The sequence below is a fragment of the Rubneribacter badeniensis genome, from assembly GCF_002899695.1.
Taxonomy (GTDB): domain Bacteria; phylum Actinomycetota; class Coriobacteriia; order Coriobacteriales; family Eggerthellaceae; genus Rubneribacter; species Rubneribacter badeniensis.
The window spans coordinates 1-12882 of sequence record NZ_PPEL01000034.1; the positions used below are offsets into that span (position 1 = coordinate 1).

7 protein-coding genes are annotated in these 12882 nt (G+C 63.0%); all 7 read left to right on the plus strand.

Annotated features, from left to right (window positions below):
* Positions 1 to 684: 684 nt before the first annotated feature.
* The 7 genes from C2L80_RS06935 to gyrA all read left to right on the plus strand — a co-directional run bounded on the left by C2L80_RS06935 (position 685) and on the right by gyrA (position 12249).
* Positions 685 to 1818 carry an ATP-binding protein gene (locus tag C2L80_RS06935; protein WP_087197231.1) on the plus strand — a complete coding sequence of 378 codons (1134 nt, stop codon included), beginning with the start codon at positions 685 to 687 and terminating at the stop codon, positions 1816 to 1818.
* Positions 1819 to 1901: 83 nt separating this feature from the next.
* Positions 1902 to 3494: a chromosomal replication initiator protein DnaA gene (gene dnaA / locus C2L80_RS06940; protein WP_103262909.1), complete on the plus strand. Its 1593-nt coding sequence runs from the start codon at positions 1902 to 1904 to the stop codon at positions 3492 to 3494.
* Between the two features lie 591 nt (positions 3495 to 4085).
* Positions 4086 to 5186, plus strand: a complete 1101-nt coding sequence (gene dnaN, locus C2L80_RS06945; protein ID WP_103262910.1) for a DNA polymerase III subunit beta — start codon at positions 4086 to 4088, stop codon at positions 5184 to 5186.
* Entirely contained in the window at positions 5187 to 6302 is a 1116-nt protein-coding gene (recF, locus tag C2L80_RS06950; RefSeq protein ID WP_092200492.1) for a DNA replication/repair protein RecF, read from the plus strand.
* A 424-nt stretch (positions 6303 to 6726) separates the two neighbouring features.
* Positions 6727 to 7218 carry an SPFH domain-containing protein gene (locus tag C2L80_RS14320; protein WP_087197240.1) on the plus strand — a complete coding sequence of 164 codons (492 nt, stop codon included), beginning with the start codon at positions 6727 to 6729 and terminating at the stop codon, positions 7216 to 7218.
* Between the two features lie 60 nt (positions 7219 to 7278).
* The gene (gene gyrB / locus C2L80_RS06960; protein ID WP_204600545.1) at positions 7279 to 9228 is read left to right on the plus strand and encodes a DNA topoisomerase (ATP-hydrolyzing) subunit B; all 1950 of its coding nucleotides are present in this window, start codon (positions 7279 to 7281) and stop codon (positions 9226 to 9228) included.
* A 159-nt stretch (positions 9229 to 9387) separates the two neighbouring features.
* Positions 9388 to 12249 carry a DNA gyrase subunit A gene (gene gyrA, locus C2L80_RS06965; RefSeq protein WP_275668745.1) on the plus strand — a complete coding sequence of 954 codons (2862 nt, stop codon included), beginning with the start codon at positions 9388 to 9390 and terminating at the stop codon, positions 12247 to 12249.
* The last annotated feature ends 633 nt before the right edge of the window (positions 12250 to 12882 follow it).

Below are 12882 nucleotides of genomic sequence, written 5' to 3' on the forward strand. Positions count from 1 at the left end.
CGGCCGCCTCGGTCAGGCTGAACCCCGCCGCGACGGCCTCCACGGCGAGCTCCCTGGTCTCCAACGGGTACATGCGGACTCCAATCCGGACACCGGAGTGTCCAACTTTTTGTCCGCACCCCCCTTCGATTGTGGAAAACGTGGAAAACTTCGCGTTCATTCGTAAGCCCCTGTGGAAATCCCCAACGAAATCGTTTTGTCAAGCACTTTTTTCTCTCCGTGAATAAGCCTCCTATCAGGCACGAAAGAAAACCAAAGCTATCAACAAGCTTCTGACCTGGTATTTTCTAACTTCAAAAGCACAATCTACGGTGACCTCCAGGCAAAACGTCACCTTGAGGACACCCCGGCGAAAGGCCGCCGAAAGATAAGGGCACCGGTTTCGATTTCTCCGAGAACAAGGTCGATCCGGGCCGGGTTTCAACAATCGGCGAAGGTTTTACACCAACGCCCGTACGCCCTTTCAGATGTCTTTCGCGATGTTTTCCACAATTCCTGAATAAAAAGTGGAAAACGTTGAAAACACCTTATGGAAAGCATCATTTAGTTTTCATCGATGCAAGTTTTCAACTTTCAAAGCAACGGAATCTCCCAGGTGGATGGATTCAAAAGGGGAAAAGCGCTACAATGCCGTTGAAAATTGTTGAAAAATGCTGAATATCGAATCTGAAAAACGGAACACCATTGAACAACCAGATTGAAAGAGCAGATCACAGCCATGAAACCCCCGATGAGCACGCAGAGGGGTACGACTACGCGCGCGTGAACGCCGTCGCGCGCATCGCCTTGTACGACGACCTCCGCAGCGCGCCGCGCGTCACGGAAATACAGCCGGCCCCTACCGGAGAGTTCATCGAGAACCTCGCGTCGAAGGTTTACGAGCAGGCGAAGACCTCGGGCGGCACGATCCCCTACACGGTGATCCGCGAGGTGTCGGAGAACTTCATCCACGCACGGTTCGCCGAAGTGACCGTCTCCATCCTCGACGACGGGAACACCATCCGCTTCGCCGACCAAGGCCCGGGCATCCCTCAGAAGGAGAAAGCCCAGCTACCGGGGTTCACCTCGGCCATCGAGCCGATGAAACGCTACATCCGCGGCGTGGGATCGGGTCTGCCCATCGTCAAGGAGTACCTCGAGTTCTCCCATGGCACCATCTCGATCGAGGACAACCTGGGAACAGGCTCGGTGGTGACGATCAGCCTCAAGGAAGCGCCCGGCGCGACCGAGTTCGCGCCCGCCAACGAGCTCGGCCGCACGGAAAGCGCCCCTTCGGAAGCGACGGTCCCGCATGCGGCAGCGCTCGCCCCGTCCGCGCAAACGGGGCTGCCCACCGTTGGAAGCGGCCTCGGAGGCATGCCGGCGGCCGGAACGCCGCAATACCAGGCCGGTGGCGTGCAGCCCTTGCCCGCGGGCCCCTCGCAGTACGCCCCCGCCTACCAAGCGGGGTTCCCACCGCAGCAACCGTATCCCCAGTTCCAGCAGCAGGTTCAAGCCCAGCCCTACCAGCAGGGCTATCCCTACCCTGCGCAGCAAACCTCCGCGTACCTCGGCCAGCCCGCTGCAGCGTATCCCCAGACCCAGCATGCGATCGCCCCGCTCGTTCCACCCTTGTCCAACCGCGAGCGGGAATTCCTGCCGATCTTCCTCAGCGAAGGAGCCCTCGGCGTGACCGACCTGGTGCACCTCACCGGCGTCCCCCAGTCGAGCACCCACGTCACGCTCACCAAACTCGAACAGGCGGGCCTCATAGAGAAGACGGCCGGCCAGAAGCGCATCTTGACGGAGCTGGGATACCAGGTGGCGAATTCGCTCTGATGGATATACAATCGAGCCGAAGCGAGCGGTTCGAAACCGCGCGCCGCAAGGCGCGAACCGACGCCCGATGAAGGAAGCAGCCCATGAACAGCGAAAAACTCGAGCAGGTCTGGCAAGAGGTGTGCGACCAGATCAAGAGCTACAACAATATAGACCCCACCCAGGTCAACGCGTTCTTCTCGCGGCTCCACCCCCAAGCGATGAGCGAAGGGTTCCTCATGCTCACCGCCGACAACGACTTCATCAAGACCTGGATCGAGCGCCACTACGCCGAATTCATCAAGCAAGCGCTCGCTGATTTGTACCAGGTGCCGTTCACCGTGGTCATAGAAGTCGACCTCGCGCCCGCCGTGCCCGCGCCAGCTACCGCCCAGAGGAGCGGCGGCCCCTCGGAAACCGCGCCGACGATCGCAGGGGAGGCAGCATCCGCAAAGACGCCGACCCCTGCCGAGCCCGCAGCGCCCGCTCCCCCTCAGAACTCTGCCGAGCACGCAGCGCCCATGACGACGCCGAACCTCGCCGGGACGGATGCCGACGCATCCTCGACCGCCGACGGCCCCGCCGCCGCAAACCCCGAAAGCGCCAATCCTTCGGTGGCGGGCATGGAAAACGGCGCCGACGGCCCCACCTCCACGCTCACGTTCGAGAACTTCGTCATCGGCGACTCGAACCGCATGGCGTACTCCATGGCCGTGGCGGTGGCCGAAATGCCGGGGAAGGCGCACCTGAACCCCCTGTTCATCTATGGAAAATCCGGACTGGGCAAAACGCACCTCATGCGCGCCATCCAAAACTACGTGAACGAGACGATGCCCCACCTGTCCGTCGTCTACGTGGACTCGGCCGAGCTGCTGAGCGACTACATGGAGGCCAGCGCCGCACACGACAAGGAGAAGTCCAGCTACAAGAACTTCAAGACGCGCTACGAAGAAGCCGACGTGCTGCTCATCGACGACGTCCAGTACCTGCAGGGCAAGAAGCAGACGCTCGACATCGTGTTCCAGATATTCAACAAGCTGACGAGCCAAGGCCGCCAAGTGGTCCTCTCGGCCGACCGCGCGCCGAAGAACATCGACATCGACGAGCGCTACAAGAGCCGCTTCAACTCCGGCGGCACCTTCGACATCCAGCCCCCGGAGATCGAGACGAAGCTGGGCATCGTGAAGAGCTTCGTGGAGGAGTACCGGGAATCCGAGGGGTCGCGCGACTTCGACATCCCCGCCGACATCCAGATGTACATCGCGGAAAGCTCCAGCTCCAACATCCGCGAGCTGAAGAGCGCCGTGACCAAGGTCATCTACCAGATGACCTTCTTCAACCAGCCGAACCTGAGCCTCGACGACGTGCGATCGCTCCTCGAGAACCACTTCTCGGGCGGCCCGTCGAAGCGCCTCACCATCGCCGACATCCAAAAAGAGGTCGAGACGTTCTACAGGGTGAGCCACGCCGAGCTCGTGGGCAAGAAACGCGCGAGAGAGATCATCCACGCCCGCCAGATCGCCATCTACCTGTGCCGGCAGATGCTCGACCTGCCGTTCAACGACATCGGCAAGAAATTCAACCGCGACCACTCCACCGTGATGTACTCGGTGACCAACATCGAGGAGAAGATGAAGGAGAACCGCGAGCTGCGCGAAGAGCTGGAAACGTTGCGGCAGATCATCCGCGAGATCTAACGGCACCGTACTCGGCGAAGGCATCTTCGCGGAAAGCGAAGGCCGAGGGAAAGAGCAGGGAGCGCGGGGGCGGGACGGGACGGAGCGGAGATCTCGGAGATCCACCCCGGCTGCGGTACCCCGTCCGGAATGTTTCACGTGAAACATTCCGGACGCACGATTCGCGCCGAACCGCTTCAGGGCTACGGCCCGCACCCGGCCCAGGCTATCCGGAAAGGCAATCGTTCCGCAGAACGAGCGAACGCGCGTTCTGCGGAAACATGACTGAAACATGACTGACAACCTGCCGAAAACCCTGTGCCGAATGGGGAGAGATAACAAAAGCGATAATTCATGTTGAAGGAAAGCGCTCGATCTCAACCGCCGCAAACGCATAACAGAGTGGTCGTCACATGGGAGAATGCGTGTTTTCCACATTTCCACCGACCTTATTATTATCATTATTAAAACCTTAGATATATAAAGAGATGAAGATCGAACTATTGAGAACCCACTATCTGCCATCGTCCGAAAAACTCTCGGACGATGTTTCACGTGAAACACTTCGGAACGTTTTATAATGGCAGGCAACCTCGAGGGAAGGAACCACCGTTGAAATTCAGCATCAACCAATCGGAGCTGCAAAACGCACTCGCCGTCGTTCTCAAAGGCATCGCCACGAGATCGACGCTGCCCATCCTCTCGGGCATCTACCTCGATGCGAAAAACGATTCGCTCACCCTGCAAGCTACCGACCTCGAACTGTCCATCCAGTACACCGCCCCCGCGCTTGTGGAGGGTGAGGGCCGCGCCGTCGTTCCCGGCAAGCTGTTCTCGGAGATCGTGAAGAACCTGCCCGACGCCGCCGTTCACGTGGAGGCTGAAGACGATTCCGCGGTCATCACGTGCGACACCGCGTCGTTCTCCATCAAGACGCTCGACGCCGACGACTTCCCCGGGTTTCCCCATGTGGACGTGCAGCAGGAGATAGCCATCCCCTTTTCGCAGTTCGCCTCTATGGTGAAGCGCGTTGCGCGCGTGGTGTCGAAGGATGAAAGCCGCGCGATCCTCACGGGCGTGCTCATCACGCTCGAAGGAACTCTGCTCAAGATGGTGGCCACCGACTCGTACCGCCTCGCCATCACCGAGGCCGACGTGCCAGATGCCGCAGTCGAGGACTTCCAAGCAGTCATCTCCGGAGCGTTTCTGCAGGAGATCGCGTCGCTGTCGCGTTCGGACGACCCGCTGCGCATCGCGCTTGCCGAGAACCAGATCGTCGTGACCTACCACGGGACGGTGTTCATCAACCGGCGCATCGAGGGCAACTTCCCGAACTACCGGCAGCTTCTGCCCGACACGTACGCCACGCGCGTGAGCTTGGAGGTCGACCACCTCGTGGCCGGCGTGAAGCGCACCTCGCTTCTGGGCCAGGCCAGTTCGCCGGTGAAGTTCGACATCAACATCGCCTCCCAGACGGCGCAGCTGTCCGCGGTCGCCCAGGACGTTGGTTCGGCGCAGGAGACGCTTCCGTGCGAAGGCGAGGGCGAGGACGTGGAGATCGCGTTCAACTACGCCTACGTGCTCGACGGACTGGCTTCGGTGAGCACAGATAAGGTGTTTCTCGAGGTGCAGTCGTCCCTCAAGCCCGGCATCTTCAAGGCCGGCGAGGGCGAGAACTTCCTCTACCTCGTCATGCCGGTGCGCATCTCGTAAGTGGATCTGTCGATCAGTCATATCTCGTTCGCGAACTTTCGCAGCTACGAGCGCTTCGACCTGGACGGCATCGGCCCGCTCACGGTGCTCGTGGGGCCGAACGCGGTGGGCAAGACCAACGTCGTTGAGGGCGTCCAGCTGCTCACGGCGCAGTCGTCGTTTCGGCACCCGCCCGTCGAGCAGCTTGTGCGCATGGGCGCCCCTTTTGCCCGCTTGACAGCTGATGCGACCGACGGCAGCCGCCAGCTTCAGCTCGAGCTGCGCATCGCCGAGGGTCGCAAGCGGTTTCTGCTGAACGGGAAGGGCAAGCGCACGGCCGACCTCAAGGGGCTGGTGCCTTCGGTGACGTTCACCCCCGACGACCTCGAGCTGGCGAAAGGGTCGATGGCTGTGCGCCGCGCGGCCATCGACGCGCTGGGATCGCAGCTGTCGGCGAACCACTACCTTATTCGGCGCGATTACGAGAAGGTGCTGCGCCATAAAAACCGGCTGCTCAAAGACGAGGCTCCCGCGTCGCTGGTGGCGGCGCTCGACGAAACGCTCGTCATGTGCGGCGCGCAGCTGGCGTGCTACCGCGCCGCGCTGTTCGAGAAGCTGTCCGAGCGGATGGCATCCTATTACGCCGAGATCGCCGATGGGCGCGAGCGCTTGCGCGCCTGCTATGTCCCCTCGTGGGAGGCGCACGACCCTGCCGCGCCCGCCACGTTCTCCTTTGGGAGGGACGACGCGCGCATGGCCCTCGCGTCCGCTTTGGCCGCGCGCGGAGGCGAGGAGCGGGCGCGTCGTCGGGCGCTCGTGGGGCCGCATGCCGACCGCATCGAGCTCTTCATCGACGGGCGCAACGTGTCGTCGTTCGCGAGCCAGGGTCAGCAGCGCTCCGTCGTGCTGGCCTTCAAGCTGGCCGAAGCGGCGCTCGTGCAGGATATCCTGCACCAGAAGCCGGTGCTTTTGCTCGACGACGTGATGAGCGAGCTCGATGCCGCCCGCCGCCGTGCGCTCGTGGCTTTCATCTCGGGCGACATCCAGACGTTCATCACCACTGCGAACCTCGACTACTTCGACGACGACCTGCTCGCCGCCGCCCGCGTGGTGAGGCTTCCCCTCGCGGAAGGCTGACCGCCGCCCCGCGCCCGTCGCCCGCCGCGCGCTACCCGCCGGGACGTGGGTGTGCGGTCGTTGGCAATCGCCGTTCCCGCCCCGCGGCGCCCTCTGGAGTGTTTCACGTGAAACACCGGGAACCAGAAGAAGGCATCGACAAAGGACATCGACGTGGACGTTGGCACGAGCTGCCGAGGGGTTCGTCATGGTTGGATGTTTCGTGTGAAACACTGGGGGAGCCGGAGGTCTCTGTCAAACCGAGATTGACAGAGGTCAGGTCGGCCCGCCGAGTGAAGCGTCCGCTCGGAATAAGTTCGGCTTGAGGTGAGGCGCGCACGTGTTCGTGTCGATCCTGGTTTGACGGAGGGGCAGAGAGCGTCGACGTGAGCCTCCGAAAGGTTTTGCCGCAGCAAGGTGTTTCACGTGAAACATTGAGGGACGGTTGAGGGCCGCCGGAAGCGGTCAAAGAGGGCGTCGACAGCTGAGCAGCGCGCAGCGGGGCACCGTCCAGGCGTTCATCGCCGTCGCGAACCTCGACCACTTCGACGACGACCTGCTCGCCGCCGCCCGCGCGGGTGAGGACTGCCGCTTCGTCGTGGCGCTGACCGCGCAGGCGGCGCTGCGCGACGTCATCGGGCGCGCGTCGGTGTCGAACGTGGTGATGCGCCGCCACCAGCAAGATGTTTCACGTGAAACATCCAGCCGCCGCACTGCTTGCCGCCGCACCGCTTCCCGCCTCCCGCCTTCCGACCCCGGCTCTCTCCTGCTCCGCACCCTGCCGCATGCTCCCGCTTTTCAGCCCCTCTCCCGGCTCTATGGGCCGATTTGCATCGTTTCCAACGTGTCATCGTGCGATTGGCCCTCAAACGGCTTCTCAAAGCTGTTGAACGCTTTGTTTTTTATTGGTACCACGAATTACTATGGTAGAATTTGAAAGTTAGCGGCGAAGCGTGCGTGCGCGCCGCATCACTCCCCATCGCACTACAAAAGGAGCATGTCAGTGGCAAACAAACCTGACCATTACGACGGTTCGGACATCCAAGTCCTCGAAGGCTTGGAGGCCGTCCGCAAGCGTCCCGGCATGTACATCGGCTCGACGGGCCCCCGCGGCTTGCACCACCTCGTGTACGAGGTGGTGGACAACTCCGTGGACGAGGCGTTGGCCGGCTACTGCGACGAGATCGGGGTGTGGATCCATCCTGACAACTCGATCACGGTCGAGGACAACGGGCGCGGCATCCCGGTGGACAAGCACCCGAAGGAGAAGATCCCCACGGTCGAGGTGGTCCTCACCATCCTGCATGCCGGCGGCAAGTTCGGCGGCGAGGGCTACAAGGTGTCCGGCGGCCTGCACGGCGTGGGCGTGTCCGTGGTGAACGCGCTGTCCACGCGCGTGGAGGTGAACGTCAAGCGCGACGGCAAGGAGTACGCCATCGCCTTCGACCATGGCAAGACCTGCGAGAAGCTTCACGAGGTGGGAACGGCGAAGCATACGGGAACCAAGACCACGTTCTGGCCCGACCCGGCCATCTTCACTGAGACCATCGTGTACGATTACGACACACTGGCCAGCCGCTTCCGCGAGATGGCGTTTCTCAACAAGGGCCTCAAGATCGTGCTGCATGACGAGCGCGTGACGGATGCGGACGGCAAGCCCCGTACCGAGACGTTCCAGTACGCGGGCGGCATCGTGGACTTCGTGAAGTTCCTCAACGAGGGCAAGGAGACGCTCAACAAGCCCATCTACTTCGAGGCCGAGAACGCCGACGGCACCGTGGAGGTGGCCATGCAGTGGTCCACGTCGTACTCCACGAACTCGGTCATGGCGTTCGCGAACAACATCAACACCCACGAGGGCGGCACGCACCTCGACGGCTTCAAGCAGGCCGTCACCCGCTCCATCAACGAGTACGCGCGCAGCAAGGGCATCCTCAAGGAGAAGGATTCCAACCTCTCCGGCGATGACACGCGCGAGGGTTTGGCGGCCATCATCTCCGTGAAGCTGCACGACCCGCAGTTCGAGGGCCAGACGAAGACGAAGCTCGGCAACACCGAGATCCGCCCCCTCGTGCAAAACGCCGTGGCGCAGGGGCTTGGCGAGTACCTCGAGGAGAACCCCACGCCCGCAAAGCGCATCATCGGCAAGGCCACCCAGGCGCTGAAGGCCCGCGAGGCCGCGCGCAAGGCGCGCGAGATGACGCGCCGCAAGGGCGTGCTCGACTCGTTCGCGCTGCCCGGCAAGCTGGCCGACTGCTCGTCGAAGAACCCGTCCGAGTCCGAGATATTCATCGTAGAGGGCGATTCCGCAGGTGGCTCGGCCAAGCAGGCGCGCGATCGCAAGACGCAGGCCATCCTGCCGTTGCGCGGCAAGATCCTTAACGTGGAGCGCGCCGGATTGCACCGCTCGCTTTCCAGCGAGACCATCAGCTCGCTCATCACGGCCATCGGCACGAACATCGGAGACGACTTCGACGCCGACCAAGCGCGCTACCATCGCATCATCATCATGACCGACGCCGACGTGGACGGCGCGCACATCCGCTGCCTTCTGCTCACGTTCTTCTACCGCTACATGCCGGAGCTCATCAACCGCGGCTACATCTACATCGCCCAGCCGCCCATCTTCGGTTTGAAGAAGAAGAACTCGCGCAGCCCGAAGATCGAGCGCTACATCTACGACGAGAGCGCGCTTTCCGCGACGCTCGCCGAGTACGACGATCCCAACCGCTTCGACGTCCAGCGCTACAAGGGCCTCGGCGAGATGGACCCCGACCAGCTGTGGGAGACGACCATGGAGCCGGCCACCCGCACGCTTCTGCAGGTGAACATCGACGACGCGGCCGAGGCCGAGCGCGTCGTGTCCGAGCTCATGGGCGACTTGGTGGAGCCGCGCAAGGAGTTCATCCAGAAGCACGCCCGCGACGTCCGCTTCCTCGACATCTAGCGCTTCGGCGGTCGCAGGGCCGCCGGAGCCTTCCCGAGGGATTGTTTCACGTGAAACATGTCAGAACCAAGGAGACACATGGCAGACAACACTGAAGATTTCGAGCCGACCGACGGCGCGCGCGGCGAAGACGCCGGCCGCGACGGCGCGTTCGACGAGATGCTTTCGCGCGCCGAAGCGGATTACGATGCCGAATCCGGAGCGGGGGAAAGGGGCGACGCCCGTCGCACGGAGCTTGCCCGCGATGCGGAGGCTGACGGCGCGTCGGATGGAACGGACGGCGAAACGGAGGACGAGGGAGAATCCGCAACCCGTCTGACGGGCGTGGGCGTGTCCGACGAGGACCGCGCCCGCTCGCTGATCGACACCTCGTCGTTCGGCGCTCCGCACGGCTCCATCATCGAGGGGGCCAACGGCGGCGAGGGAACCATCGTCCGCTCGGCCTACCTGGGCAAGGAGATGCAAGCGTCGTTCCTCGAGTACTCGATGAGCGTCATCGTCTCGCGCGCGCTCCCCGACGTGCGCGACGGTTTGAAGCCGGTGCACCGCCGCATCCTCTACGCCATGAACGAGAGCGGCTACACGCCCAACCGACCGCACATGAAGTCGGCGCGTACCGTCGGCGACGTGATCGGCAAGTACCACCCGCACGGCGATTCCGCCGTGTACAACACGATGGTGCGCCTTGCGCAGGACTTCAGCCTGCGCGTGCCGCTGATCGACGGCCACGGCAACTTCGGCTCCATCGACGGCGACGGCGCGGCGGCCATGCGCTACACCGAGGCGCGCCTCGACCGCGCTGCCATGGAACTTCTGCGCGACCTCGACAAGGAGACGGTGGATTTCCAACCGAACTACGACGAGAGCTTGGAAGAGCCCACGGTGCTGCCCGCCCGCTTCCCGAACCTCCTCGTCAACGGCTCGAACGGCATCGCCGTGGGCATGGCCACGAACATCCCGCCGCACAACCTGGGCGAGACGATCGACGCCACCTGCCTCATGCTGGACGATCCGGAGGTGTCCACCGAGGATTTGATGAAGGTCCTCCCCGGCCCGGATTTCCCCACCGGCGGCATCATCATGGGCAAGAAGGGCATCCGTGACGCGTACGAGACGGGCCGCGGCTCGCTCACCGTGCGCGCGAAGTGCAAGGTGCAGGAGGGCAAGAACGGCAAGAGCTCCATCGTGGTGACGGAGATCCCCTACCAGGTGAACCGTCAGCGCTTGCTCGAGAAGCTTGGCGAGCTCGTGCGCGAGAAGAAGCTTCCCGAGGTCAGCAACATCCACGACGGCGCCGACCGCCACGGCATCGACATCATCATCGACCTTAAGAAGGACGCCATCCCGCAGGTGGTGCTCAACAAGCTGTACAAGCACACGCAGCTGCAGGTGGGCTTCGGCGTGATCATGCTGTCGCTTGTGGACGGCGTGCCGCGCGTGCTGTCGCTCAAGGAGATGCTGCACTACTACATCGCCCACCAGGAAGACGTCATTGTGCGCCGCACGCGCTACGAGTTGGCCAAAGCCGAGGAGCGCGCGCATATCCTGCAGGGCCTCATCGTCGCGCTCGACAACATCGACGAGGTCATCCACATCATCCGCTCGTCGCAGACCGACAAAGAGGCCTCCGAGCGCATGATCGAGCGCTTCGGCCTTTCGAAGAAGCAGACCGAGGCCATCCTTGAGATGCGTCTGCGCCGCCTGACCGGCTTGGAACGCGACAAGATCGAGTCCGAGCTGGCCGAGCTTTTGGAGAAGATCGCCTACTACAAGCGCGTGCTCGGCGATCCGAAGCTCGTTCGCGAGATCATCAAAGAAGAGCTTTTGGAGGTCAAGAAGAAGTTCGGCAGCCCGCGCAAGACGCTTCTGTCCGAGGCGGCGAAGGACCTCGACGTGGAGGACCTTATCGCCGAGGAGAACATGGTGGTCACGGTGACGAAGTCCGGCTACGTGAAGCGCCTGCCGGTGGCCACCTACCGCCAGCAGAAGCGCGGCGGCAAGGGCATGCAGGGCGTGAACCTCAAGGACAACGACTACGTGGAGCATTTGTTCGTGGCGTCCACGCACTCCTACATGCTGTTCTTCTCCACGAAGGGCAAGGTGTACCGCCTCAAGGTGTACGAGCTGCCCGAGGCCGGCCGCCACGCGCGCGGCACCGCCATCGTGAACCTGCTGCCGCTCGAGAAGGGCGAGACGATCAGCGCCGTCATCGCGACGAAGGACTTCCCGTCTGACGAGTACCTGATGTTCGCCACCGAGCACGGCATGGTAAAGAAGACCTCGATGGACTTGTACGACCGCACCCGCCGCGACGGCCTCATCGCCATCAACCTAAAGGACAACGACCGCCTGATCAGCGTGCGTCGCGTGGCTCCTGGCGAGAAGGTGCTCATGGTGTCTTCTGCCGGCAAGGCCATCATGTGGGACGAGGGCGAAGTGCGCGCGATGGGCCGCGACACCATGGGCGTCCGCGGCATGAACGTGCCGCCCATCGCCAAGGTGCTGGGTATGGAGATCGCCCAGGACGACACCGACCTGTTCGTGATCACGGAGAAGGGTTACGGCAAGCGCACTTCGGTCGCCGAATATCCCGAGCATCATCGCGGCGGCCAGGGTGTGTTCACCATCACGATGACGGAGAAGAAGGGCCTTCTGGCCGCCATGAAGATCGTTGCCGTCGACGACGAGATCATGATCATGTCCGAGGACGGCGTGTGCGTGCGCACGCCGGTGTCCGGCATCTCCGAGCTCGGCCGCTCGACGCAGGGCGTGCGCGTGATGAACGTGGCCGACGACGACCGCGTGACCGCTGTGGCCATCTCCACGCGCGGCAAGAAGAAGAAGGCGTCCGTGAAGCCCGGCGAGGCTGAGGAGCTCGACGAGGACTCCATCGACGACATGGAGGAGGGCGCCGAAGGGACTGCGGGCAGCGGAGGCGATGCCTCTGGCGCCGCCGATGCCGCCGAGGGTGCGCCCGTGCCCGACGATGGCGGGGTCGACTCCGAAGACTCCGAGGAGTAACCCTCGTTTCGCTGGCGAAGCGGAGCGTTGGAGCGCTTGAAGGGCCCGCCGCATGATGCGGCGGGCCCTTCTGCGTATGGCTCTCGCGTATGGCTCGCGCGAGCCGCTTCGTGCGGATTGTCTCGGGCGCATTGCCTCGCGAGCGGCGGTTATCTCGGGCGCATTGTCCCGTGAGCGTCGGCCCGCGCAGGTGATGCTGGGCTTTTCAAGTCGGTTGTCTCGGGTGTGCGGCTTCGTGCGCGTCGGCCTCGTGAGCGTCGATCCATGCAGATGATGCTGGGCGTTTCAGCCCTTGTGGATGAGGATGTTTCACGTGAAACATCTTCCCGTTTGCAGTGAATCGCTTCAGGGCCGACAGCGTCCGTTTCTCGCGCGCCAAGGCGCGTCAAGGCACGGCTGTCGGTTCCGTCGCTTTGCACGGGTGCGGGTGCAGAGGCGGCGATCATGCCGGCTGCGCGCTTGCACCCACTCAACATGAATCGCGGTCCTGTTCGCTGCCCTCCCTTGCCCCGTCGTTCTTTGGAGGGTTGGGGGTGGCGGGTTGTGTTTCACGTGAAACACAGCCTCTTCGGCGTCCCCGTCGCGTGTGCCTACGGGCGCGGACTATGGGTGCGGATCACCCTTGCGAAATCG